Source organism: Agrobacterium genomosp. 13 str. CFBP 6927, from assembly GCA_900012615.1.
Classification (GTDB): domain Bacteria; phylum Pseudomonadota; class Alphaproteobacteria; order Rhizobiales; family Rhizobiaceae; genus Agrobacterium.
Genome location: LT009757.1, coordinates 1 through 26012, shown reverse-complemented (window position 1 = coordinate 26012; position 26012 = coordinate 1). Strand labels below are relative to the sequence as shown.

Annotated in this window: 21 protein-coding genes; 11 read left to right on the top strand and 10 right to left on the bottom strand. The window is 58.5% G+C overall.

The features are described from left to right. The first annotated feature begins 275 nt into the window (after positions 1 to 275). The 5 genes from AGR13A_RS14490 to chrA all read left to right on the top strand — a co-directional run bounded on the left by AGR13A_RS14490 (position 276) and on the right by chrA (position 5876). Positions 276 to 1175, top strand: coding sequence for a hypothetical protein (locus AGR13A_RS14490; RefSeq protein WP_237681231.1), 900 nt, complete (start codon positions 276 to 278; stop codon positions 1173 to 1175). Positions 1176 to 1226: 51 nt separating this feature from the next. Then, complete coding sequence (locus AGR13A_RS14485) at positions 1227 to 3095, top strand: tyrosyl-tRNA deacylase (protein WP_167377550.1); 1869 nt, start codon at positions 1227 to 1229, stop codon at positions 3093 to 3095. A 232-nt stretch (positions 3096 to 3327) separates the two neighbouring features. Beyond that, positions 3328 to 3879, top strand: a complete 552-nt coding sequence (locus tag AGR13A_RS14480; protein WP_139786068.1) for a hypothetical protein — start codon at positions 3328 to 3330, stop codon at positions 3877 to 3879. Between the two features lie 116 nt (positions 3880 to 3995). Then, positions 3996 to 4475, top strand: a complete 480-nt coding sequence (locus tag AGR13A_RS14475) for a hypothetical protein (protein ID WP_080836945.1) — start codon at positions 3996 to 3998, stop codon at positions 4473 to 4475. Between the two features lie 171 nt (positions 4476 to 4646). Beyond that, positions 4647 to 5876 (top strand): chromate efflux transporter, encoded by a 1230-nt coding sequence (gene chrA / locus AGR13A_RS14470; protein ID WP_080836942.1) that lies wholly within the window; start codon positions 4647 to 4649, stop codon positions 5874 to 5876. Here chrA and AGR13A_RS14465 read toward each other — a convergent pair. After that, positions 5871 to 6761, bottom strand: coding sequence for a LysR family transcriptional regulator (locus AGR13A_RS14465; RefSeq protein WP_080836940.1), 891 nt, complete (start codon positions 6759 to 6761; stop codon positions 5871 to 5873). The genes chrA and AGR13A_RS14465 overlap by 6 nt on opposite strands. Positions 6762 to 6893: 132 nt before the next feature. On the opposite strand from AGR13A_RS14465, the gene ampC reads away from it, so the two are divergent. Both ampC and AGR13A_RS14455 read left to right on the top strand, forming a co-directional pair. Beyond that, positions 6894 to 8051: a class C beta-lactamase gene (ampC, locus tag AGR13A_RS14460; protein WP_080836938.1), complete on the top strand. Its 1158-nt coding sequence runs from the start codon at positions 6894 to 6896 to the stop codon at positions 8049 to 8051. Positions 8052 to 8305: 254 nt separating this feature from the next. Continuing rightward, complete coding sequence (locus AGR13A_RS14455; protein WP_080840184.1) at positions 8306 to 9628, top strand: solute carrier family 23 protein; 1323 nt, start codon at positions 8306 to 8308, stop codon at positions 9626 to 9628. Positions 9629 to 9635: 7 nt separating this feature from the next. Here AGR13A_RS14455 and AGR13A_RS14450 read toward each other — a convergent pair whose 3' ends face one another. The 7 genes from AGR13A_RS14450 to AGR13A_RS14420 all read right to left on the bottom strand — a co-directional run bounded on the left by AGR13A_RS14450 (position 9636) and on the right by AGR13A_RS14420 (position 18976). After that, the gene (locus AGR13A_RS14450) at positions 9636 to 10376 is read right to left on the bottom strand and encodes a siderophore-interacting protein (RefSeq protein WP_080836936.1); all 741 of its coding nucleotides are present in this window, start codon (positions 10374 to 10376) and stop codon (positions 9636 to 9638) included. Further along, positions 10373 to 12343 carry a Fe(3+)-hydroxamate ABC transporter permease FhuB gene (gene fhuB / locus AGR13A_RS14445; RefSeq protein ID WP_080836934.1) on the bottom strand — a complete coding sequence of 657 codons (1971 nt, stop codon included), beginning with the start codon at positions 12341 to 12343 and terminating at the stop codon, positions 10373 to 10375. The genes AGR13A_RS14450 and fhuB overlap by 4 nt, the downstream gene beginning before the upstream one ends. Further along, complete coding sequence (locus AGR13A_RS14440; RefSeq protein ID WP_080836932.1) at positions 12340 to 13230, bottom strand: ABC transporter substrate-binding protein; 891 nt, start codon at positions 13228 to 13230, stop codon at positions 12340 to 12342. Before AGR13A_RS14440 ends, fhuB begins: the two co-directional genes overlap by 4 nt. Continuing rightward, on the bottom strand, positions 13230 to 15650 hold the full coding sequence (locus AGR13A_RS14435) for a TonB-dependent receptor (protein ID WP_080836931.1): 2421 nt from the start codon (positions 15648 to 15650) through the stop codon (positions 13230 to 13232). Before AGR13A_RS14435 ends, AGR13A_RS14440 begins: the two co-directional genes overlap by 1 nt. Before the next feature lie 116 nt (positions 15651 to 15766). Then, positions 15767 to 16726, bottom strand: coding sequence for a FecR family protein (locus tag AGR13A_RS14430; protein WP_080836929.1), 960 nt, complete (start codon positions 16724 to 16726; stop codon positions 15767 to 15769). 161 nt (positions 16727 to 16887) lie between these two features. Next, a complete protein-coding gene (locus AGR13A_RS14425) occupies positions 16888 to 17433 on the bottom strand; it encodes an RNA polymerase sigma factor (RefSeq protein WP_080836927.1) in 546 nt (181 codons plus the stop codon). Between the two features lie 259 nt (positions 17434 to 17692). Continuing rightward, positions 17693 to 18976 (bottom strand): cystathionine gamma-synthase family protein, encoded by a 1284-nt coding sequence (locus tag AGR13A_RS14420; protein ID WP_080836924.1) that lies wholly within the window; start codon positions 18974 to 18976, stop codon positions 17693 to 17695. Between the two features lie 126 nt (positions 18977 to 19102). Between AGR13A_RS14420 and AGR13A_RS14415 the strand changes: the two genes are divergently transcribed. Continuing rightward, positions 19103 to 19561 (top strand): Lrp/AsnC family transcriptional regulator, encoded by a 459-nt coding sequence (locus AGR13A_RS14415; protein WP_003499658.1) that lies wholly within the window; start codon positions 19103 to 19105, stop codon positions 19559 to 19561. A 55-nt stretch (positions 19562 to 19616) separates the two neighbouring features. Here the strand turns inward: AGR13A_RS14415 and AGR13A_RS14410 are convergent, their stop codons facing one another. Next, complete coding sequence (locus AGR13A_RS14410; RefSeq protein WP_080836922.1) at positions 19617 to 20681, bottom strand: methyltransferase domain-containing protein; 1065 nt, start codon at positions 20679 to 20681, stop codon at positions 19617 to 19619. Between the two features lie 240 nt (positions 20682 to 20921). On the opposite strand from AGR13A_RS14410, the gene AGR13A_RS14405 reads away from it, so the two are divergent. Next, entirely contained in the window at positions 20922 to 21734 is an 813-nt protein-coding gene (locus AGR13A_RS14405; protein ID WP_003499655.1) for a nickel-binding protein, read from the top strand. Between the two features lie 151 nt (positions 21735 to 21885). Here AGR13A_RS14405 and AGR13A_RS14400 read toward each other — a convergent pair whose 3' ends face one another. Next, positions 21886 to 23094 carry an MFS transporter gene (locus AGR13A_RS14400; protein WP_080836920.1) on the bottom strand — a complete coding sequence of 403 codons (1209 nt, stop codon included), beginning with the start codon at positions 23092 to 23094 and terminating at the stop codon, positions 21886 to 21888. A 564-nt stretch (positions 23095 to 23658) separates the two neighbouring features. On the opposite strand from AGR13A_RS14400, the gene AGR13A_RS14395 reads away from it, so the two are divergent. Next, a complete protein-coding gene (locus tag AGR13A_RS14395) occupies positions 23659 to 24249 on the top strand; it encodes an SLATT domain-containing protein (RefSeq protein ID WP_080836919.1) in 591 nt (196 codons plus the stop codon). Continuing rightward, positions 24246 to 25559: a reverse transcriptase domain-containing protein gene (locus tag AGR13A_RS14390; protein WP_080836917.1), complete on the top strand. Its 1314-nt coding sequence runs from the start codon at positions 24246 to 24248 to the stop codon at positions 25557 to 25559. Before AGR13A_RS14395 ends, AGR13A_RS14390 begins: the two co-directional genes overlap by 4 nt. Positions 25560 to 26012: the final 453 nt, after the last annotated feature.

Here is a 26012-nt window from a genome sequence, read left to right as displayed (position 1 = left end):
TTTATGAGTGTGACACGAAAGATAACGTTAATACCTGTTTTTATTGCATAATTTTATACGGCTTCGAACGCTTCCCATATCGCCGGATATTCTGAAATACAATCTTTGATGGTTGTTTTTTTGGGCTTGACGACGTTGCAAGGGATGCACCCGAAGGTCGCCGACTTCCGAATGTTTCTACCCTGCCTATGGCGCGGTCGGCAGCGATGCCGGGCGGCCGCCGGCTTTGCAATGCCTTTTTATCCACCCCCAATTCTCCAAAGGAGGATGAGATAATGCAACTTCGACATGTTATTTTTGCCGGCCTCGCCGCGATTGCGACGCAGTTCGATCTACCGGCACTGCGCTATGCGGCGCCTGCCGATGCGGCCACCCTGTCTGCCGAGCAGGTGGCCGCCTTTCAGTCGAAACTGGAGCAGGCGGAAGCAGGTCGCGAACTGCTCGGCCGCCGTTCCGTGTGCCTGATGGAGCATCTGACGGCGCAGCAGCAGCTGAGCGCGGACCGCGAAAAGGCGCTGGGGCAGGCCAAATACCTGCAGATCGAGCTGGAACGGCAGGTGGTGCAGTCCGAAACCAGCGTGAAGGGCTACGAGGATCTCGTTCGGTCCGAGAGCGAGAATGTCAGGGCGCGTCAGGCCACCTTCGAAAAAGCCCGAAGGGAAAGGGACGAACAGGCCAAGCGAGTAAGAATATGCAGCGGGGTCCTCTTCTTCCTGCCGGGCATTTGCCAGGCCGGTGACGCCGCGGTGAAGGCGTTTGGCTGGATGAACGATGCGGAGAGGGAATACCGCATCGCGCTGCCGCGGCTGGACAATGCCCGGTCGGCTCTCGACGGCGTTCGCAACCAGCTTGAAAACAATCGCCGCCAGCTTGAGGCGGCAAAGCAGGGCCACGCGGAAAACGAGAATGCGGTGAAAACGCTTGAAGAGCAGATCACCAGGCTCAAGGCGGCGATTTCCACCATCAACGTCAAGGTTCAGGACTTCAACATTCAGGTCGGCAACTTCACCAACGCTCTCAAGGAAGCGAGCGAAGTCAATCCCGACGACGCGAAAATACGTCAGGTCAACCGGCTGTCCGCCGAGATCGACGGCCTTACCAGCGACGTGCCGCAGTTCATTTCCTCGACCGAGGCCGGTCTGCCTGACGACGCGAAGAAACAGTGCGGTTCGTGAACGATCAACCCCAGTGACTCTCCATAACCACCCATCAACAGGAGCATGAAAATGAACAATGTCGTCAATCTTGAAAGCCGGGTAACCAAATTGAACAGCGCGATCGACGCCGATGTCGAGGCGATCGTGTCGAAGCCGGAATTCAGCCTTCCGAAAGCGGATACGGCGCTCGTCCGCTATTATGTCGACAAGATCCAGGGAACCTACGATGTCGAGCGCGCCAAGCGCGACACCGACAATGCGATCGACCTGCTCTACATCGCCTATAACACCACGCCGCAGGAGGAAGGCAAAATTCGTGGCCGCATCAGCGCCATCATGGACAGCTTGATAACGGCGCAGCAGAACAGTGAAATCACCATGAGACATGCGATGGATATTGCCAATCGCGTCCGTATTTCAGTCGACGATCTCTTCCCGGACTGGCTGGACGTCCGCGAGGGGAATGATCAAGCCGAGATCAAGGCTTTCGTCTCCAACGACTTGATCAAGCTTGCGAAAGATATCCGCGATAGGGCGCTGGAAGTGCGGGACGATCTGCTTGAGGTCGCCGCCACCTATGATGGCATCATCAAGGCGACCGCACAGATCACCGATGCCAGCGAAATGGTCTTGAGCAAGCGTCTCGAAGACAAGGCGACGATGGAGCGGGAAATCCGCGAGGCTGACGCGCGGCGTCAACAGCTGGAATCGCTTGTGAACGATCTGAAGGTGCAGGTTGCGGAGTTCGAAAAGAAGGCCCGTGAATATGAAAAGCGGGCCAATACCGCCGAGCAGCGCGCTTTCATCATGTCGATCGTCCGGGTTGGCGCACAAATGATTTCAAGCGCTATTCCCGCAATCGCCATGGCGGCGGGCGGCCCGGCCTCCATGCTGGCCTCGTCGGTCGGCGGCGCGCTTTCGGGACAGTCCAGGGGTGGCCAGGATGCCGATGGGCAGGGGCAGGGCGGCGGTTCCCGCACACCCACAACCGGCGGAGACAAGACGGATGCGGCTGCCACGCAAAGCAGGCTTTCCGAGCAGAAGGCCGAACTGCGCAAGAGCGAGGAAAAACGCGATACGTTGAAGACGGATATCAAATCGCTGGAAGACAGCAGGTCGGTGCTGGCGAAGGATGCCGAGGGCAGTGACCCGAAATCGAGCAAGGCCGTGGAGCTTGCCGAACTCGACAAACGTCTCACCGCCCGTGCCGCGGAACTGAAGACGCAGGAGGAAAAGATCGCAAGTCAGCAGACCCTGATTTCCAGCCTCCAGGCTTCGCTCGACGCGCTCGACAAGGGGCTCGGCAAGCTCACCGACGAGCAGCAGCAACAGGCGGCAAGCCTGCGCGACATGCAGATGAAGATGATCGACAAGGCGGAAGCCTATGAGAACGAACGTCGCACCCAGGCCGCCGAGCTCATCAAGATCAATGCGCTGCTCAAGGGAAAGCAGGCCGAGGACGACAAGATCAAGCTTGCGGTCCAATCCCTCAATGTCAGCATTACGGCGCTGAAACGCATGAAGGAAATCATTGAGGAAATCGCCTTTTTCTTTAAAAGCTTCGCCGACTTCATGCAGGCGGTGGCCGACGATGCCGCGCACCAGATCAAGGCGATCGACAATGTGGCCGAGCTGGAGGTCATTCGCAAGAACCGTCTCGCCCAGCTCGTCCGCTCCGTCAACGAGTTCTTCGTCAGGCAGACCGGCCAATGGTATGCGGTCGCGAGCGTCAGCGAAAGGTTCAACCGCAGCTTTGCGGATGGATGGTCGAAGCTCAACAAGCTGCAGGGGAAATATCTCACCGGCACTGAACTGACGAACTATCTGGCGGAAGCTTCGGAAAAGGTCTCGGTCATTGTCGCCGAACGCGAGGCCGCGGCGGAAGCAAAAATCGCGTCGTTGCAAGCCTATCGTCAGGATCTGAGCAAAACGGCCTGATGTTCATTGAACTGCTGCTCCCGTCCCGGCCAGACGGAGAGCATCGCCATGATCGCGGCTGCAGGTCGTCCCCGTTGGCCTCACGATCATGGGCAGCGTCCTGCCGGCGCAAGTGCCGGCAGGACGGCCACCTCCACCGACAGCCTGACCACCCGATGCAACCCCGCAGACGGACATTCGGATTGCCATCAAAGGCAACGCCTGCACCGTCATTTTAGGAAGGAGAAATCACGTGCCGACTGTAACCAATCTTCCCGCCCTGATCGCTCAAGGCACCCCCTCCTGGTGCTTTGCCGCCGTCGAGGAAATGGTGCGGGCCTATTACGGGCTTCCCGCAGCCACGCAATATGCGATTGCGCGGCGCAATACCGCCGCACTCGCAAGTGCCGATCCACAGGTCCAGGAGCGCTGGGAGCTGGCGCAGGTTCTGGACCAGTCCACCGGCCTCGATGAAATGGGTGGCGCCAATCAGAACAGCGATGTCGTCAAGCTCGTTTCCAGCCAGTGGAACTCTTTCGATCATGAGACGACCGGCGGTCGGTTCGTCGCCGACCTGACGGCCGAAATCGTCAGGCGCGAGATCGACAACAACCGCGTCTTCGTGATCGGAACGAATATCCATTATTACCTCGTTTATGGATATACGGAGAATGGCAAGGATCTGGAGCTTCACATTCACGATCCATGGCCGGCCGGGCGGGGCGGCACGAAAACCCGGATCGGCCTGCAGGAATTCCTGAGAACGCCTGCCCATACCGCCATCATCTTCGATCACGCCGTATAGCGGCGCTGCCGGGCAGCTTCCGGCACGCACACCCATTCATTCAATCCAATCAGGCCAACCGATCCCGCGCTTGCAAGTCCGGGAGCAGGCTGGTCATTGCCCAGCAGGAGGCACAAATGCCAATTCTCAGCGATTTCGTGGTCAAGCATCTCCGCCCCTTCAGCGAAGACGGTTACAACACGTTCGGCAACAAACAGACCATCGAGTTCCTCTCAAGTCTGAGCCTTGATATGGATGAGATCACCTCCATCTTCACCGCATGGCGCAAGGCGGCCCTGGCTGACCCGAAGACCGAGGGCAATCTTTTCGCCGAAGCGGCGAATGCCGTTGCCCAGGCACGGTGGGAGCATCTTTACGAGACCAGCAAGAGCACCGTCATGTTTCTCGACGATGTTCAGCTTGAATCCCTCAGCCATCTGACACCCGGCAAGAACCGCAGCTTTTCCTGGACAGCTCCGACGCCGATTGCGATCGCCGTCACCATTTATAAGAAGAGCACCCGGCACGACATCACTCTCGGTGCGACCGGCTTCTCGGGCGGCACCGACGATCAGGGCTGGATATCGCATTTCTCCGGATTGCTGCCTCCGAAATAACCGTTCTTTGACCTGACAAGCACTACAGCGCGCCGGGAAGTTAGCTCAGCTTCCCGGCGTTGATGCAGGTCACCCCTTCATATCCCTGTCGTAATAGTGTCTGATATCGATATCGTTTTAGAGGTCGATATGTGTTGACGAACAGCCGTTGCACGCTCAGGGAGCCCCTTCATGAAGTCGTCAGCGGATGCAATTCGAGGTGAAGCCCACACCTCGCCAACTGGCACACCCGGCGAGGTTTTCGCGACCTTCCTGAAGCTCGGGGTCACTTCCTTCGGCGGTCCCATCGCCCATCTCGGTTATTTCCGCGACGAGCTGGTCGTCAGGCGCAAATGGATCGATGAGGCGGGTTACGCCGATCTTGTGGCGCTCTGTCAGTTTCTGCCTGGCCCTGCCTCCAGCCAGGTGGGGTTTGCCCTTGGGCTGCTGCGGGCAGGGCCGCTCGGCGCGCTGGCCGCCTGGACCGCGTTCACCCTGCCATCCGCAGTCCTCCTCCTTCTCTTCGCCATGGTCGCCGCCTCCATTGAAGGACCGGTCGGCACCGGCCTGTTGCATGGTCTGAAAATCGTCGCCGTTGCCGTGGTAGCACAGGCGGTCTGGGGCATGGCAAAAAGCCTTGCGCCGGATCGTGAGCGCGCCAGCATTGCGCTGGCCGGCGTCATCTGCGTCGTGTTTCTCGCCGGCGCCTTCGGCCAGATACTGGCGCTTGCCGTCGGCGCCATGGCGGGCCTTGCCTTCTGCCGCACGGATGCCACACGTCAGGCCGCCCATCTCGCATTCCGGGTGCCGAAAAGCATTGGATACATCGCGCTCGCCATTTTCGCGCTTCTGCTGGCTTTCCTGCCGGTTATCGCAGCAATGGCCGGATCGCAGGGCCTCTCCCTGTTCGATGCGTTTTATCGTGCCGGCGCGCTCGTCTTCGGCGGTGGCCATGTGGTGTTGCCCTTGCTGCAATCGGAAGTCGTCGCAACGGGCTGGGTCACGAAGGATGCATTTATAGCGGGTTATGGCGCGACCCAGGCCGTTCCCGGCCCACTCTTCACCTTTGCGGCCTATCTCGGCGCGGTGGTGGGGCCGCAGCCGAACGGCATTGCAGGGGCAGCCATTGCCCTCATCGCGATCTTCCTGCCGGGCATGCTGCTGCTCGTCGGCGCGCTGCCATTCTGGGAAGATTTTCGCAGGCACCTTCTGGCGCAGGCCGCCATGCGTGGCGCCAATGCCGCCGTCGTCGGCATTCTCGCCGCAGCGCTTTATGATCCGGTATGGACAAGCGCCATCTTCACCCAGAAGGATTTCGCGCTTGCGCTCATCGGTTTCATTCTGTTGACGGTGTGGAAAACGCCGCCATGGATCGTGGTGATCATCTGCGCAATTGGCGGCGTTCTGCTCGCTTTTTCATAAGCCGTCCTGCGTCGGGCCAATATTGGCGAAGATCCAGTCGGAAAAGGCCTGCATGGCCGCCGTCTGCGGTTTTGATTGCAGCCGCGTCAGCCAGTAGCTGCCGAGTGATATGGTGATGGGAAAGGGCTGCACGATCGCCCCGGATGCCAGGTGCCGCGAAAACATCGAGGGCGGAGCCAGCGCCACCCCCAGCCCCTGCAAGGCGGCCTCCATCATGCCGAGCGAGGTGTCGAAAACGATCCCGGCGTTCACCTGTGCCACCGGCACCACGCCAGCTGTCGCAAACCACGTCGCCCATTCGTCAGACCTGTAGCTGCGCAGCAATGTTGCCTCGACGAGATCGGTGGGAGACTTCAGCGTTTCCGCCAGTTTCGGCGTACACAGAGGTGACAGGGGCGCTTCGAAAAGCCGGAACGCATCCGTGCCATGCCAGGAGCCCTGACCGAAGCGAATGGCAAAATCCAGCCCTTCAGCGGCCATGTCCACCCGGTTGTTGTTGGTGGAAACCCGCACATCGATGAACGGATGCTGCTTTTGAAACGCCTTCAGGCGGGGCAGCAGCCAGCCGACGGCAAAGGTTCCCACAACTCCCAGAAACAGCAGCTCGCGCACCTGTCCTGCCTCTATCCTGTCAAGCGTGGTCGCCATCTGGTCGAAGGAACTGGTGACTGTCGGCAGCAGGGCCTCGCCTTCGGCGGTGATTTTCAAACCTCTTGGAAGCCGCTGGAAAAGCGAAACCCCGAGCCGCTTTTCCAGCCCTTTCACCTGCTGGCTCACCGCCGCCTGCGTCACACACAGTTCGATGGCCGCACGGGTGAAGCTGAGGTGCCGGGCTGAGGCCTCAAACGCCCTCAAGCCATTCAGGGGAAGAAATTGCCGAACCATTCGAGACCTAGATTTTATTATGCCTGCTGCGAGATATCATGATTTGTTCGTGCAATGTAGGGCGGTTAAACGTCTTTCGCTGGGGCGGCGCACGCGCCGAAAATCCACCTTAGGTTTTGGAGAAAGCGAAAGATGAAACTTAATCGCAGACATGTCGCACTGACCGCCTTGCTCTCGGCTGGCCTGTTTACGCAGGCACTCGCTGCTGATGATGCCAGGCTGAAGGCGATTGCGGATGCCGCGATCAAGCCGGTCATGGAGAAAAACGGCATTCCGGGTCTGGCCGTCGCCATCAGTGTCGGTGGCGAAAACCACATCTTCACCTATGGCGTCATGTCGAAAAGCACGGGCCAGCCGGTGACCCCGCAAACGCTTTTCGAACTCGGCTCCATCAGCAAGACATTCACGGTGGCACTCAGCACCTATGCGGAGTTGAATGGCCAGCTATCGCTCTCCGGCAAGGTGGGTGACTATCTGCCGTCCCTGAAGGGCAAGCCCTTCGGCGATGTCGCCTTGATGCATCTTGGCACCCACACGGCCGGCGGCTTCCCCATTCAGGTGCCCGAGAATATCAAGACGGAGCAGCAGCTGCTGGCCTATCTCAAGGCCTGGAAGCCCTCATACAAGGCCGGAACCCATAGAAGTTATGCCAATCCCAGCATTGGAATGCTTGGATATGTCACTGCAAAGGCCATGGGCAAAGGTTTTGACAGCGCCATGCAGGACACGCTGTTTCCCGCGCTGGGATTGAAGAACACCTTCACGACCGTGCCCAAGGCGAAGATGGCCAATTATGCGCAGGGCTATAAGAGAACCGGCGAGCCGGCCCGCATGACACCCGCCATTCTTTCTTCAGAGGCTTATGGCGTCAGATCGACAGCCGACGACATGATCCGTTTCGTCAACGCGAATATGGGTCTGGAAAAGCTGGACGGAAAAATCCAGCGGGCGATCCTCAACACCCACACGGGATATTTCAGCGTCGGCGCCATGACGCAGGATATGATCTGGGAGCAATATGCGTACCCGGCCGCCTTGAAGACGCTCACCGATGCGAACTCCGGCGCCCTGCTCAAGACAGTGCCTGTCTCCGAAATCTCGCCGCCGATGAAACCGCGGCAGGATGTCTTCATCAACAAGACCGGCTCCACCAATGGTTTTGGCGCTTATGTCGCGTTCATACCGGAACAGAAGCGGGGCATCGTCATTCTGGCCAATAAAAACTATCCTAATGAGGAGCGGGTTTCTGCGGCCTATGAGATTTTGACGGCGCTCGACAGGGCAGAATAAGCATCGGGACAGCATTCCGGGCTCCATGTCTTCGGCGTGGGAGTTGATCTCTCCCGCGTCAAAGCGCCTTTCGGCCGTATTCGACCCGATGACAGCGGCAGGCAATCGCGCTACCGGAGAAAAGATGCGCCGGCCACCGATTCGATCTCGGTCGACGGGCGCATATCATGCAAAGACAAATCTTTTTTGCCCGGCTGTGGACTGAAACGGAAAATCCCGTCCAGCACGCGCCGGCCGGTTCGTGGGGGACGATGATGAGCGATACGGGTGGCTATTTTCCGCGTTGGCGATTGAAAACCGAGGGGCGCATCATGCCGGATGAGCGGCTGCCTGCCGGGCAGACCGCGGTGCTCGGGTTGCAGCACGTCGTCGCGATGTTCGGCTCCACGGTTCTTGCGCCACTGATCATGGGCTTCGATCCGAATGTTTCCATCCTATTTTCAGGCATCTCGACGCTGATCTTCTTCATCGCCGTGGGCGGCCGGGTGCCGAGCTATCTCGGCTCATCTTTCGCATTTATCGGCCCCGTGCTGGTGGCGACCGGCGCGGCCGCGGGTGCCGCCAGCCCGAACATCGCGCTTGCACTGGGCGGCATCATTGCTGCCGGCGTGCTTTATGCGCTGATCGGCGTCATCGTCATGATCGTCGGCCATAACTGGATCGAGCGGCTGATGCCGCCTGTTCTGACCGGCGCGATCGTTGCCGCAATCGGTCTCGTACTTGCGCCCATCGCCATAGCCAGCGCCTCCGGCACCGGCCCGGGCAATCCCGATGGCGACCAGCTATCCCGCTGGATTGCGATTTTGACGGTTGCATCTGTCGGTGCAATTGCGGTCTATGCGCCGGGCATGGCGCGCCGGTTGCCCATCCTCATCGGCGGCGCGATTGCCTATATTGCCTATCTTGTTCTGGCCAATGGCTTCGACCTCGGCAAACCCGTCGATTTTACAGGCGTTGCGGCGGCATCCTGGTTTGGACTGCCGACATTCACCACGCCGGAATTCTCCGCGCCGGCCATTGCCCTGATCGCGCCGGTCGTTGTCATTCTGGTGGCCGAAAATCTTGGGCATATCAAGGCGATAGGGGCGATGACCGGCCGCAATCTCGACCCTTATCTCGGCCGCGCCTTCATCGGTGACGGCATCGCAACCATCTTTTCCGGCGCCTTCGGCGGAACGGGAATGACGACCTACGCGGAAAACATGGGTGTCATGGCGATCACGCGCATTTTTTCGACGCTTGTGTTCATCGTCGCCGCACTCGTCGCCATCATTCTCGGCTTCTCGCCGAAATTCGGCGCGCTCATCCAGACGATACCCGGACCCGTCATTGGCGGCCTGTCGGTCGTCGTCTTCGGCCTGATAGCGGCGACCGCCGGGCGCATATGGGTTGAAAACAAGGTCGATTTTTCCGAGCCCCGCAACCTCATCACCGTGGGTATCGCGCTGGTACTGGGTGCCGGAAACTTCAAGCTCAATGTCGCCGGTTTCACGCTGGATGGCATCGGCACGGCAACGATCGGCGCAATCGCCTTTTACCATCTTCTGGGTCTCGCAAGGCCTGCGCAGGACAGGTGAGGGCCAATCAATCATCTCGCCAGTAGCAGGCGTTGAGATAGCGCTTCTTGGGCAATCTCGACAGCCTGTCGCGGAATTCCTGCCATTGTGAGAATGGATTGGCGAGCCACAGGAAATAGTCGTCGGTGGATGCGGCCGTTTCCGCGGCTGCGTCGCCAACACGTTCAACGAACTCCGCAGCGGACACGTCCGATCGCGGCAGCCAGCCTATCTGCATGCCGGCGGGCGCGACGATGTCATATTGGCAGCTTGCCGCGCGGATGAAGACCTGACCGATCGCGTCCGCGGGCAGGTTTTCGCAGATGCGGGCAATGGCTGGCAGGGCCGTTTCATCCCCGGCCAGGAGATAGTGTTTCGCGGGCTTCACTCCCAGCCCGCAGGGACCGGACATGCCGCAAACTGCTCCGGGGCGGCCGTTGAGTGCGAAGGCGCATCCAGGTCCCGCATCTTCATGCAGGACAAAATCAATGTCCATCCAGCCGCTGCGGGCGTCCATCGTCCGGATCGTATAATAACGGACATTGAAAGCATCTTCCGACCCGGATGTGCCGCCATGGTTTTCGGGAGGGAGGCGGCCGCCTCCGATGGTGTTCTGCCTTGGAAAATAGAGCCTGACATGGAGGTTCTTCAGCGTGTCGAAACGATGAAGCTCTTTGCCGGTGAATCGCAGGCGCTGCATGCCCGGCGCGATGCGGCGACTGTCGGCCAATGTCAGAATCCGAAAACTCCTGTCCGCAAGAATGCTCATGCGCGCTTCCCCATGAGTACAAGAAAAAACGGGCCGCCGACCACCGTTGCAAGGAGGCCGGCGGGTATCTGGAAAGGGAAAATAATGCTGCGCCCCAGCCAGTCGGCGACGAGAAGGATAAGGCCGCCGATCAGCGCCGCCGCCGGCAATTGGGTGCCAGCGCGCTGAAAGCCCGCAAGACGCGCAATGTGAGGCCCCATCAGCCCGGCGAAACTCAAGGGGCCGACGAGAATTGTGGCGCTTGCCGTGAGAATGGCCGAAAGCGAATAGAGAATGTTGCGGCTCGCCACGAGCGGGACGCCGGCGTTCCGGGCAATGTCTTCCCCAAGCGGCAGCAGTTCCAGCCAGCGGCGGATGAAGGGCGTCGAGACGAGCCCGCAGAAAAGCAGCATCATCGCCATGATTGCCTCGCCGGGTTCAACCGCATAGGTGGAGCCGGAGAGCCAGGCCAGAAGCTGGCCGAGCCTCGGATCCTGTGATGTCATCAGCACCGCCATGACGAAGCCGGAGACGGAACTGAGGGCGATGCCGATCAGCAGCAGCCGGTCGCCAGAAAAACCGGGCTTGCGCGACAGGGTCAGCATCAGCAGCAGAACCGTCAGCGAACCGGCAGCCCCTGTGACAATCTGCGCGGCCCGGGTGGGTGCGGCAAGGGTGAGAAGCACGGCAATGACGCCAAGCATTGCCCCGGAAGACACGCCCAGCACTTCCGGCGATGCCATGGCGTTGCCGGTTACACGCTGCAGGATCGCGCCGGCGAGCGCCAGCATGGCACCACCGCTAAAGGCCGCCAGCGCCCTTGGCCAGCGCCAGTCGAGAATACCGGGATCGGCAAGCCCCGATAAAAACCAGCCATCCGTATTTTTTCCAACGAACAGGGCCATGAAGGCGGCGACACAGAGAATGGCGACGAGGGCGAGCAAGGCTGGAACGGGCCGGGCAAGGCGCGCCGGTGTCGCCTGGGCGCCCGGCTGCGGCGGAGCGGGCATTTTCAGCCGCCGGATCAGCGCAAACATCAGGGGCGCCCCGAGAAGCGCGGTGACGGCGGCGGTCGGGAACAATCGGTAGGTAACGGGAAAAAACAGGACGATCTGGTCGGTCAGGGTCAGCAGCAGCGCGCCAAGTGCCGCCGAACAGCCAAGCTGCGCCGCCATTCGCCTTGCACCGCAGGCACGCGCAAGTGCGGGTGCGGCCAGCCCGACAAAGCTGATAATACCAACCGAGGCCGTCACCACCGCCGTCAGTGCCGCCGCCGCCACGAGCGTCAGAAGCCGGTAGGCGGCCAGCGACAGGCCGAGACTTCTGGCACTGGCATCTTCCAGCGCCATTATTGTCAGGGGCCGAAGCAGCAATGTGACAGCGACGACGAGCACCGCGAGGCGCGGGGCCAGAAATGACACGGCGCTCCAGTCCTGCTGGTCGAGATATCCTGCGCCCCACAAGAAGATGCTGACGAGAAAATCGTGATTGAACAACACCAGAACGGCGCTCGCGGCGCCGCAATAGAGGCTGACGATCATACCCGCCAGCGTCACCGTGACGGGCGAGAGGCCGTTGCGCCAGGAAAGCGCCAGGATCGCCAGAAGCGACAGCCCCGCTCCGGCAAAGGCGACCCATTCCCGTGCACCCATCCATTGCGGAAACCAGAGCGTGGCAATGGCTAGCAGAAGATAGGAACCGGCTGAAATGCCGAGTGTCGCCGGCTCGGCGAGAGGGTTGCGCAGGATGTTCTGGAGGATCGCCCCGACAAGCCCGAGTGCGGCGCCGGTCATCAGCGCAACGGCGATCCTCGGCAGCAATGTATTGTGAAGCAGTACCTGCGCTGTAACGTCGGGATCGGGAAAAAACAGGGCCGCAAGCGGCGTTCCCTCAGGCATGCGCAGAAACAGGTTGAGGCCGGTAAGGCCAAGGCAGACGATGGCGAGCGATGCGGTCACGATTGTGGATATGTTTTCCGTCCTGCTCATTGCGATGCCTCACCGGCAAGGGCTGTGGCAACGAGACGGGCAAACCGTTTTGCTGGCGGCAGCCCGCCGTAAAACAGCACATCCTCGATGCGCACCAACCGGTTTTCGCGGATGAAGGGCAGGCTTTTCATGACCGGCCCAGCCAGAAGCGTATCCAGCTTTTCGCTGCTGGTGTCGCCGATGCATAGAAGCCGTGCCTGCGGGTAGCGCGAAAGCTGGTCGGCCGTCACCGTCGTATGACCATATTGCGAGGTGTAACCGTCCCAGGCGTTTTTAATGCCGAACTGGTCGAGGACATTCTGGAAAAGACTGTTCCTGCCGAAAACCAGCAATCGGCGACCATCTATGACCGTCGCCAGCAGGAGAGGCCGGCCGTCATAGGATGAGAGCCGGGCGCGTGCCTGCCGTATTTCCGCGTTGAAACTTTCCTCAAACGCATCAAACCGGCCGGGATCGCCGATCCGCGCGGCGAGCGTCATGAGCGCATTTCTGCCGCTGATTAAATGGTCCTCGCCTGCTGTTACGCCGGCATCGAAAAAATGGATGGGCGCGATGGAGTTGAGGCGGCCCGCGGCCATGGAGAAATCGTCGCTGTGTACGATCATGCAGGGTCGAAGGTGGTCGACAAGCTCCAGATTGGGCTCTGACCGCAACCCAAGCTCAGCGACCAATGGCGACAGGGCCGGTTCGACAACGAGGCTGGCATAACGCTCCAGCTCCGGCATGGCGACGGGTTGCACACCGAGCGCCAGCAGGTTTTGCCCGCTTACCCAGTCCATGGCAACGATGCCGCCGGAACAGGCGGCCGATGAGGGCCGGTGGGTGAGAAAAAGGGATACTGTCCCGCAGAGCAGGGCTCTGCGGGACAGGCAACTATGCAGCATCATCAGAACTTCGCCTGGACCGAGAAGGAAACGGTCCTCGGTGCACCGAGATAATAGCTGTTCTGCCAGTAGTTCTCATCGGTGATGTTGCTGACGTTCAACCGGAAGGTCAGCGGATTGCCGAAGTTTTCGGTGGTGTAGCGCAGCCCGAGATCGGCGGTGACATAGGAGGAAAGCCGGTCGTTGTTTTCGGATGTCGCCCATTGCTTGCCGGTATAATACAGGCCACCAGTCAGGAAGAGGCCCTCGACGGTGGGAACCTGATATTCGGCATAGACCTTGGCCAGAACATTGGCGACGTTCATGGGGCGCTTGCCGTCATAGGTTCCACCTTCGACCCTGGCGTCGAGGAAGGTCACGCCGCCGAGAATGGTAAGGTCGTCGGTCACCTTGCCGGTTGCCGTGAATTCGAGGCCGCGATGGCGCTGGCGACCGTCCTGCGTGTAGACATTGGCATCCGTCGTCAGTTCGTAAGCCTTGGAAATGTCGAACAGCGCCGCCGTCAGCAGCATGTCGCCGACTTCGCCCTTGATGCCGATTTCCTTCTGCTTGCTGACCATGGGTGCCAGAATCTGTCCGCTGTTGACGGCGGTGTCCGGCGCGACCCCGCCCTGCTCAAGCCCTTCGATATAGCTTCCATAAAGGGTGACCTGTTCCACCGGCTTGAACAGAAGCGACGCGGAGGGTGACAGTCTTCCCTCGTCATAATCGGGTGCGGAGCGGGCGCCGCTGCTATCCAGCGACTGGCTCTGGATCATGCTGTAATTGGCGCCAACGAGGGCCGACCACTGTTCATCGAATTCGATCTGATCGCCGACGACGAAGTTATGATTGCGCACATAACCCGACTTGTAGAGCGTGCCGTTATTCACCGGGAAAACGGGCTCGGCAATATGCCGCGGAGAGGACATGGGGAAGGACGGCTGCCAGCCCGTGTTGGGGTTATACGTCGTGCCCCAGTCCTTGCCCTGATACATGTAATATCCAGCGGTCAGCTTGTGCGAGACAGCACCGGTATCAAAGTTGACGTCAGTGAAAAAATTCGCGGCATCGAAGAGGTTTTTTGTCCTGCCGGAGCGAATTGCGATCTGGGAATATTCACCCGGCGTTTCAACGGAGTTCATCGTATGATCCTGAACCGGCCGGTTGATATATTCCCGCATATAGCCGCCGCGCAGGGTGATGGCATCGTTTACATCATAGGTAAGTTTGGCCGAGAACCGCTTTTTCTCGATTTCATCGTGAATCCAGGGCTGACTCCAGTTCCTGCTGGCGTCCGGCGCGTCACCATGCGGCACGCCGTCTGCGAAAGCCCAATAGGAGTTGGCGGCATCCAGCTTGTATTTGCTGTAGGAAGCGTTGAGTTCCAGCTTCAGCCGGTCGGTGATGTTCCAGTCGAAAGCGCCACTTGCCAGAAAACGGTCGACATTCTGGTCGTCGATTGCTGCATCTCCGGCCGCGCGAACGATGTTGAGGCGATAGCCCATATCGCCTTCCGGATCGATGCGACCGCCGAAATCACCATGGACGAAAGCCTGTGCGCCGCCGTAATTACCAACCGTCACGCTGTTTAAACGTTCCTGCGTCGGCCGCTTGTAGACGTAATTGATCATGCCGGCAGGCGAGGCCGCGCCGTAGAGGAAGCCGGAAAGGCCGGAGAGAACCTCGGTGCGCTCCTTGTCTTCCAGCACCGTCGCGTGGCTATAGGAGCGGCGGAAGCCGTCTTCGGCGGTGTCATAGGTGGTGAAACCGCGAATATTGGCCATCGGCGCCCAGCCGGACATCTGCGGCGTCTGGCTGCGGATGGTCGGCAGGACACGGTAGATATCTTCAGGGGATTGCGCCTGGATATTCTGGATGAGTTCCCTTGGCGCAACGGTGACGGAAAACGGTGTGTCGCGAATAGAGGTCTGTCCAAGCAGGCCAAGGGATGACAGGGTCGATGTCCGGTAGCCGTCCCGCGCAAGCCCATCCTGCTGCAGCACCGAAGCGGGCCCCGTGCCCTGAACTGTGATCGTTTCGAGAAGGGTGGAGTTTCCACCGGCGGCGGCATTCGCGGCGCTGACCGGGGCGGCGATGACAATGGAGGTGGCGTCGGTGAAGGAATAAACCAGACCCGTCCCTCGCAGAAGCTCCACGATTGCCTCTTCGCGGGTCGTTGCGCGGTTTACGCCCTGTGAAAGCTTTCCGCGCGCGATCGACGCATCATAGGAAATCTGCGTTCCCGACAATTTGCCGAATGTCGCCAGCGATTTGTTCAGCGGGCCGGCCGGAACCGAATAAACCGCCTGCGCATAGGCAGGCTGCGCTGCGATGCCCGTGGCGAGCGCCGATGTCGTTGCCAGAAAGGCGGCGACCAGCGCGCCACGGCCCTTGCAGCCCCTGTTGTTACCCCTATGAGCCGATGAGAACCCATTCCCCATGTGAAAACCACTCCGTTAAATCTGTCCCCGAAGACCGGCCGGCGCATGCCGTCGGCGGGCTTCCTGAGGACAGTACGAATGGCGTTCGAAAATTTTCCTCTTTTTCTCAAGTTTTATCAAACGGAGGAAATAACGGTCAGGAATGGCGTGACTGTTCGCACTTTTCCGCCGAATGGCCGCACCACCGCGTCGAGGGCACGCAGGGGGTCGTTAAGATCGAATACGCCGCTGACGACATTGTTTTTCAGGGATGGAGCGGCGATGACCACTTTTCCCTGCTGCCAGCGGGCGATGCGCTTTACCACGGCCGCGACGGTTTCCTTTTCGGCGATGAGCATGCCCATGCGCCATGCCGCGATTTCCGAAGCCTCCCGGACGCCGCGATCCATGCGGCGTGATGTCTGATCGTAGGTCAGCCAATCGCCCGCCGCCAGTCTTTCCCCCTGGGGCGAGGGCAGGTCGGGCGAGGTCGCGAGAACAAGCCCCCTGTCGACGGAGACGGAAATGGAGAGATCATCGCCGGAAACGTCGAAGGCGGTTCCAAGCGCCGTCGCCGTCAGCGGCCCGTAGGCGACCGAAAAGGGGCGTGAGCGATCGGGCGTAACATCGAAATACGCCATGCCGGATAAGAGGTTCACCCGTCTTGCCCGCTCGCCGAATTCGACAGCGATTGCGCTGTCCGGTCCGAGTGTGACCACGCTGCCATCCGCGAGGGGAATTTTTCTGATCTCGGCCGTTGCGGTCAGATAGTCGGCCCGGGCGCGCATCGCCACATAAGGTGCGAGCCATGGGCCGCTGGCGGCCGCACCGAGACAGAGCGCGCCTCCGGCAATCAGAAGAAGGCGTCGGTTCGGATCGAATCCCGGTTGAGACGAACGCGCCTCTTCGGCCAGAACCTGGCCAGTCATGCCATGGATGGCGGCGACCTTCGCCCAGGCGGCCGCATGGGCCGGGCCGCGCTCAATCCAGGCGCGCGCGGTTTCGATGGCGACGGGATTGCCGGGATCGTTCTGCAGGCGAATGGCAATATCCGCAGCCTCACGAAACAGGCGCCGTTCTTCCGACACTTCGTTCATAGGGAGCCTTTCAGAAATTGCCGGAGGTCAAAAAATACAGCCTTTGATATATACGAATGAGAGGCGGCATATTTCCGGGTGAAGAGGAATTTAAAGCATAGGCCCTTGAAATCCGGGATGGTTTTCAAAAAACCGGTGGCCGGACGGTCGGTTTCCGTCTTCTAAAGACCGTTCAGGCGGTCCTCTATATGTTCGTAGGCGTCGCGGATCAAAACCCAGGTACGGGTGGTGGACATGCCAAGCTTCTGGGCCACTTCGCTTATGGTCAGGCCCCCCATGCGGTGCAGCTGGAAGGCCTCGCGCACCCGGCGCGGCAGCTCCGCCAGGGCCTGCTCCACCAGCTGCAGCCGCTGGCGGTCGTAAACGATGGTTTCCGCGGATGGTGACGGATCGATGATGGCATCGAAGGCATTTTGCGGCAGATCGACACGGAGCAGGCTGCGCTCGCGGCGATAGTGGTCGATGCTGAGATTGCGCGCCACGGTATAAAGGTAGGATTTGGGATTGTGGGAAGCGGCGCTGGCCGGTGGCGGTGATGCCAGCACCTTCAAAAACGCATCCTGCGCCAGATCGGACGCTGTTTCGGAATCTATGCCTCTGCTGCGCAGGGATCTGACGATGCCTTTCGCATATAGCCGGAACAATTCCTGCAGATCCCAACTCAAGAGCCTTGCCTTCCGGTCATCGACACCCTGCCTGCCCGAAATCCCGGGCAGTCGGTCTGTCGAACAATGCAGTCGCCGGCCGATTATCTGTAATCGGTGCCGAATTCGAGACTATGCGAAGCGACGGCCCTGGTTTTGCGGGATCGCCCCGCGCCTCCGATACCGTCGGCCATTGCTGATGCCGGTACCATGCGCGCGGGGCGACAGCAAAGCAAATATCATCCTTGCCATCGTTTTGTTCGGCGTTCCCATCGGTTGCTTCGGGAGTCGAAATCAACGGGAATGTGGCTTTGCCTCTTCCTCAGGCCGCATCCAGGGAGAGGGCGAGGTCGGCGATCAGATCGTCGGGATGTTCGATGCCGATGGACAGCCGGATGGTGGAATCGAGCACGCCGATGCGCTGGCGCACATCCGCCGGAACACCTGAATGTGTCATGGTTGCCGGGTGGGAGGCGAGGGATTCCGTGCCGCCGAGGCTGACCGCGAGTTTGAATATGGTGAGGGCATTGAGGAATTTGAAAGACGCGGCCTGCCCGCCGGTTATGTCGAAGGAGAAGGTCGATCCCGCGCCGGTGCATTGATCTGCGAACACCTTGCCAACCGGGGATGCCGGATCGTTGAACGGCAGGTAATGGATTTTCTCGACCTTGGGATGCGCCTTCAGGAATTCGGCCACCAGCTGGGCATTGCTGTTTGCCCGCTCCATCCGGATCTGCAGCGTCTCAAGCGAGCGTCCCAGCATCCAGCAGGAATGCGGATCGAGCTGCGTGCCGATCGCCCCGCGCAACGCCTTCACCTGCTTCATCACATCCTTGCGGCCAAGCGCTGCCCCGGCAATGAGGTCGGAGTGGCCGCCAACATATTTTGTCAGTGAATAGAGCGAGATGTCGGCGCCGTGATCGATGGGGCGCTGGAAGACCGGGCCGAGAAGCGTGTTGTCGCAGGCGATGATCGGCCTGTGCCCCTGCTTCTGGCCGATCATGTCGGCGACACGGCTGATCATCGGGATATCGACAATGCTGTTCGTCGGATTGGCGGGTGTCTCGATGAGGATGACGGACACCCTGCCTTTCGCCATCGCCTCTTCCGCGGCGGCCACTACCGAGGCCTCGCTGACACCGTCGGCGAAACCCACCGCCGAAACGCCGAAATTGTGGAAGGTCTTTGCGAGCAGCGTCTCCGTGCCACCATAGAGAGGCTGGGAATGGAGCACGGTATCGCCCGGCCGCACGAAAGCGAACAGCGTCGTCGAAATGGCGGACATGCCGGACGAGAACAGCGCACAGCTTTCCGTGCGCTCGTAAACGGCGAGACGATCCTCGACGATCTCGCTATTGGGATGGTTGAAGCGGGAATAAACGAGGCCTGCACCCCGGCCCGCCGGTGGCTCCTTGCGCCCGGAGACATAATCGAAGAAGTCGCGCCCGTCCTCCGCCGACTTGAAGACGAAGGTCGATGTCAGGAACACCGGCGGCTTCACGGCGCCTTCAGACAATTCCGGATCGTAGCCGTAGTTCAGCATCTGGGTTTCGGGATGCAGGGCGTGGTTGCCGATATGGGTTTTCGACGGATGTGGTGCGGTCATGTCCGGTAGATCCTCCTCGACAGGCTTTGAACTCTGCGCAGCTTACATGCAATCCAGCCGAAATACCTTGCATTCTGAAGCGCATCCATGTCTGATAAAGCAATATATTGCGGAGAATTCCCATTTATGTCGCAGAAAATTGCAGATACGGTCGATAGACGGATTCTGAAAGAATTATCCGCCGATGCAAGGATCACCAACAATGAACTGGCCGAGCGGGTCGGCCTGTCGGCATCCGCCTGCCTGCGCCGGCTGCGACGGCTGGAAGAGATCGGGGTGATCAAGGGTTATTCCGCGGTCGTCGATCCGGCCATCGAGGGATGGACCATGACCGCCCTTGCCTCCATCCGCCTCAGCCGCCAGCACGATGACGAAATCCGGATGTTCGAAGCAGCCGTTCTGGACTGGGACGAGGTTCTCGAATGTCACCTCGTCACCGGTTCGAAGGACTATATGCTGAAGGTCATGTGCGGCGGGCTGGAGGATTATGAGCGCTTCATCAAGGAGAAGATCGCCAAGCTGAAATGCGTCGATACCATCGAGACCAGCTTCGTCATGAACACGATCAAGGCCCGGCGCATCTGAGCCCCGCCACCACCAGCGGGGACCATTTTCACCGGGCTCGGCCCTGCATAACCTCCTAGGCCCGCGCCTCCAGCACCATGTTGAAAGGCCCGGTAAAGGCCCGCCTGACATGGCTAAAGCCACCCGAGCGGATAACCTCGGAAAGCTTCGCTTCGCCGGCCTGCGCCCCCAATCCTTCACCCACCTCCTGGTCAAGCGATGTCGGCACGCAGATCATGGTGGATGCATTGTAATAGAGGCGGCCGACGGGGTTCATATTGTCCACCGGGCGGTCGCCCGCAATGGGCTCGACGATCATCCAGGTGCCGTCCTTTTTGAGAATGCGCGACATGTGTCCCGCACAGCCACGCGGATCACCCATGTCGTGCAGACAGTCGTAACTGGTGATGAGATCGAAATCCGTATCCCTGATGTCCTTGGCCGTTGCCGCCACGAACGTCACCCGGTCGCTCACCCCATGGTTTCGGGCATGTTTGTTCGCCTCTTCTATGGATGGCTCATGGAAGTCGTAGCCGATGAAGCTGGCGTTGCGGTACGCTTCCGCCATGAGAATCGTCGAGAAGCCAACGCCACAGCCGACATCGGCCACCTTGGCGCCTTTCACCAGCTTCTCCTCCACGCCCTGAAGGGCAGGCAGCCAGGATTGCACGATATTGTTCACATATCCCGGCCGGAAGAACGCACCCGTCGCGCAGAACAGGCAACCTGCCGTGTCTCCCCACCGCACCCCGCCGCCGGTGCGGAAGCTGCGCTCAACCTTCGGCTCTCCCTCGATCATCGCCGCCACCAGATCGAATGCACCTTCCAGATAGACGGGGCTGTCCCTGTTGACGAACACCATCGCCTGCTCGGGTGAGAGACTGAACATCTCGGAACCGCTGTCATAGTCGATGTAGCCGTTCGCCGCCTGTGCCAGCGCCCACTCCCTCACATATCGCTCGGAGAGACCGCCAGAGGCCGCCGCCAGTCCTGCGGATGTTACCGGCCCCACCCGATGCAGCGCATCGAACAGACCCAGTCTCAAGCCGATCCTGACGGTTGGAACGCTGAAGGCGCCTCCGAGGTCGCCCAGCATTTTGCCAATAAAAGAATGTAGTTTGGTTTCGTCGAGCTGTGTCATCGCATTCCCCCCAATTCGCTTCGTTGGCGGGCAAAGGCTGAGCGCAAATTGATTGCGTCAGTGAATGCTCGTAGACCACGTAACATAGCCGAATGCCCCGAAATTGTCACGCGAACGACCATCGCCCTTTCCGGTGAGGCCCTTATGTCAGGGTCACCCACGCGGGCGATAGACGATGGTTTGGGGAAGTCGTAAACTGGCTGGAAGAGCAGGCAACGATATACTCTTGGGAGGAAACCAATGCCTATCTTCATGGACCGGCACGAGCTTGCCGGAGTTTCAGCGGCGGATATCGCCGCGGCACACCTTAAAGATCTCAACATCCAGGATCAGTACGGCGTCAGGTTCTTGACCTACTGGTTTGATGAAAGGCGCGGCACCGCCTTTTGCCTCATCGATGCCCCGGATGCTGAAACCGCGCAATGCGTGCATCGGGAAGCGCACGGCTTTATCGCCAGTGAAGTGGTGGAAGTCGCCCTGTCGGCCGTAGAAGCATTTCTCGGGCGAATACAGGATCCCGTGGCGGTCGTGGCCGCCACGAAAAAAATGGATGCTGGCCACCGCGCGATCCTGTTCACGGATATTGTCGGTTCAACCGAAATGACGGCCCGCCTCGGCGATCGTATGGCGGCAGAACTCATCAGGGCGCACGATGCTCTCGTGCGTGGCTGTCTGGGGCGGCGCTCGGGACGGGAGGTCAAGCACACCGGTGATGGCATCATGGCCGTGTTCGCCTCCATCCCATTTGCGGTGGATTGCGCCATTGATATCCAGCGCGAGTTCCATCGCTACAACATCGATAGCGGCGAACCCATCCACATCCGCATCGGGCTGGATTGTGGTGAGCCAATCGAAGACAGCAATGATTTCTTCGGCACGACCGTGCAACTGGCCGCAAGGCTTTGCGCCGCCGCCGAGAGCGATCAGATTCTGATATCGGACAAGACCCTGCAGGAATATGGCAGCGCCGATGTCCTCGTGCATGGGGATCGTTACAGGCTGAAAGGCTTTGCCGAGCCGGTCCTCGCCTATCGTTGCGAGTGGCTGCACTAATAACGGGTGCTCGCACCACATGCGATCACGACGAAACCGCCTGCCGGTAACGGCAAGCGTGGAAACCCGTGTGCTGGCGCAGGCAACGCCAGCACAATTGCGCTTGATCAGACGCCTTGCCTCCAGATGATGGAAGGCGGCAAGGCCGTGATCACTCTGGGCGCTGCAGCAGGGCCAGAGCCACCGTGGATGCAGCCAGTATCGCGGTCAGCGCCAGCGGAGCAGTAGCCCCGTAGGAATCGACGATATAACCGCCAAAAACCGCACCGATACTGATGGCCACCTGGAAGGAAACGACCATCAGGCTGCCTGCTGCCTCCAGCGCATCGGGTGCGCCGCGGGAAAGGTTGGTCGGCAGCACCACAGGCGCCATGCCGAAGGCGAGACCCCAAAGGGCGACGAGAGCAAATGCGGCACCGGTATGAACACCCCAGACAACGAGGGCGATCGTCGCAAATGCCATCAGGGCGGCGGTAACGATAAGTGCGAGGCGGATACTGGTGTCAGCCATCCGGCCCCCCAGCACATTGCCGATCACGGAAGCGACGCCAAAGCCGAGCAGGGCGAGAGCAATCGGCGTGGTGTCAAGCAGCGTCACCTGTTCGAGGAAGGGACGCACATAGACCGAACCGGCAAAATGCCCCGTCATCAGCAACAGAATCGCCAGCATCCCCAGTTGAACGCTGCGCCGCCGCGTCAGCCGGAAAACATCGGAAAGACTGTTGCTCGTACTTGCCGGCAGCGATGGCAGGCTGAGTATCTGCAGCAGCATGGCAATTATGGCGAGTCCCGCCGTCATCGACATGGCGATGCGCCATCCCAGCCAGTCGCTGATCAAAGCGCCCATTGAAGGGGCGGCGATGGTGGCAAGCGAAACGCCGAGGGTGACGATAGCCATGCCGCGCCCGGTCGAATTCGCGCCAACGAGCCGCGCCACAACCGCAACCGAAAGCGCCCAGAAACCGCTGAGCGCAATCCCCAGTCCAGCCCGGCCCACCAACAATAGCCAGAAATCAGCAGCAACTGATGCGAGAATGTTGGAGCCGATCGCCAGCGCGCTAAGACCGACAAGCACGGTCTTGCGGTTCAGTTTGCCGATGAGAACATTGCTCAGCAGCGCTGTTACGGCGCCCACGGAAGCTGTCGCCGTCACAACCTGCCCGGCTGTACCCTCGGTAATGCCGAGATCGCGCGCCATGGGCGTCAACAATCCCGCTGGCAGAAACTCGGCCGATACCAGCGCAAAACTGGTGGCCGCCATCGAAAGAACCGCAAACCAGGTCGCAGCCGTCCACGCGGGTTCCTCGGCGGCCTCCAGGGCAATTGTTGACCCATCAAATTCTGATGTCGTGTCCGTCATGGTCTCTCTCCTTGAGTTGGGAGAGTTTTAGACGAATTTTTTCGGATGATATGTATCTAAAAATCCGAATTTCATGCCTATTCCTCCGAAATTTGTGCATCGCACAATGTTCGGAAGGGCATGCGCGCCTCCTGGCAGCGCTGATGTCCTCGTGCATGGGGATCGTTACAGACTGAAGGATTTGCCGAGCCGGTCCTCGCCTATCGTTGCGAGTGGCTACACTAGCGAGGCGGAGATTTTAAGGGTATTAAGTAAACGCAGGCAACGACTGCTCTCTCCACGTCGGTCAGTTATATACTCCTCGTGGCAAACTCTTTTGTCGGCAAGATATGCTGTTTTTGGTTTCGCGCTGGATAACGCGCTTCTAATGTACTCCTAGAAGTTGAAATTCTCCGTGATCCGGATTAGATAGAAGACGGTGCGGGCGGAGTGGGTAAAACCACTGGCTCATTTATGGGTCACGGTCATAGAGCAAGGCTTGTCCTTGGCGTTTGCTACATTCCTTCGTGAGTGTTTAGTTGCTTTGAGATATTGCGTCCGCACCACCAATTTGATGGGGAGAGCATGGAAGAAATTGCGAAGTCTACTATCAATGACACTATCTGGATCACATCTAGGGTTCGTATAATTGCGGAGCGGAAAGCTCTTAGGAACCAGAATGTATCTTTCCTTGCTGTCACATATTACTCTTTGTTCTCCGTCATTCTTTCTATCTTCGGCGATTTCTACAGCAAGCCCTATCCCGCTCTTGATAAGATCAATCTCTCTTCCTCGGTGATCGTACTCGTAGCCTCGCTTGTTGCTGCAGGTTTCCGTTTGGAAGCCAGAGCATCCGCTTTCCGTGAATGCTACTTGAAACTCCAAAGCCTCCATGATGAAGATTTAGCGGATCAAGAGAAGAAGAAGAAATATCGAGAAATCATGATGGATTTCCCAAATCATGCGCCGAATGACTATGCTGACCTATTGATCAACCACCTTCTTCTGGAAGGAAAAACTCTCACCAACGGCGGAGAGAAACTAAAATACACAGGTTTGATGGCGTTTTCCTTCTTTCTACGCGCGACAATTTATTGGGGTTTGCTTGCAATATTGTTTTTGGGGCCAGTAGCATTTCTGCTTTTACCGTTGTTTTGTGGATCGCTACTATCATGACTCCAAAAGAGATTTTTGACGCACAGTTCTCTGCTAGTAATTTAATCGCTATTTTCCACGACAGAGTCTCGCAGTCTGGCACCGTTGGAAGGGATGGTATCCATCCTGCTGCATTCGAGAAAAATCTTGATCAAGAGATTGCATTGATCAGGAAAAACATTGCCGAAGAAAAGTACCGTTTCACGACATACAAGCAGCGACTAGTGCTTAAGGGAGCGGGAAAAGCGCCTCGTGAAATATCCATTGCGGGGGTCAGAGACCGAGTTTGTCTGCGCGCGTTAAACAATTCGCTGTCCGCGATCTTCACAGAAGCCAAGCCCGCTCTGGCTCACCAGTATATTGCGGAGATAAAAGCTTATATTAAGCCGTTGTCAGATGACTACTCGTTCGTGCAGTTGGACGTGCAGAACTTCTTTCCATCTTTGCTTCATGAGGAGTTGCTCAAACGTCTTAGACGTAAGACGCGGTACCGAAAACTCTTATCGGTTGTATCTGCGGCGATCCGGACGTCGACCGGGGCGAGCGGAACTAACAATAGAGGTGTACCTCAGGGGCTGAGCATTTCTAATGTCCTTTCATCGATCTACATGATACCGATTGATGAGGAGGCTCACGGTAAATACGAATATTACAGATACGTCGACGACATCCTCATCATATGCAAAACGGAGAATGCTAGCACTAACCTGGACTTTATGATGAGAAGATTGGCAAAGGTTGGGTTAATTTGTCATTCTCCGACACCCGGCAGCAAAACCAAGATTGAACTGCTTTCTGGAGGGGTGGAGTATCTTGGCTACCACCTGACGCCAGACAAAGTTTCAATTAGGAAGAGTTCGTACCGAAATATTATGGAGAATCTGGTCTCTGTTGTTACGGCGGCCAAATACAAGTCGGCCGACCGTCGACAAGTTCGGCGCTTGAACCTGAAAATCACAGGATGTTTCGTCAATGGTAAGCGGTACGGCTCCATGTTCTACTTTTCGATGACGGATGATAAAGAGCAACTTATGCGGTTGGATCGCTTTGTGGGTCGACTGTGGAAGAAGGCGGGTTTCGAAAAATATGGAAAGCCTAAAACATTCGTTAAAACCTTCCATGAAATCAAATATAATGTCGCAGAAACAAAATATATTCCGCGTTTTGATGATTACACTATCGATCAAATGATGCAGTTTATCGCCGATTTTGAAGCAATAAGTATTGACGAAGTTCGAGATTGGACTGAAGAGAAAATACGTAAGACTTTCAAAAGGTACATAAAGCGGGAAGTTAGTGATCTTCTCAAAGACATGACGCCTACGAGCTGATCGTTTTTCGGTGCTCCTATCACACAATTGCGCTAACTTGTTCTGGGCGCTACCGTTGCCGATTACCGACGACTTTACAAACGGATACTAATCTGGCGGAAGAGTTATATTTTCGCAGATCGCTAGGGTGTAGGTTTGATTTTTTTTAGATGCCATTTGGTGACTTAGTTCGATTCAACGCGCGTATTTTTTCTTAAATTTCTTTGTTTTATATATCTTTCCAAGAATTTATTTACCCATTCATCCCCTCCCTTCGGTCTTGCCCTACACTAACCCTGTTCCGCGATGAACCGGAGAAATCTCGGTTTTGAAGCTGAACCAGCGCCGATTGTAAGGGAAGACGTCGCGCTGATATTTCGGGGTCTGACAGGGAACGTTCTCTGGCAATGACTGGAGGAGAGATGGAATTTGGTTTGTGGTGGACCTCTCTATTTTTCCGAAACGCATTGGCTG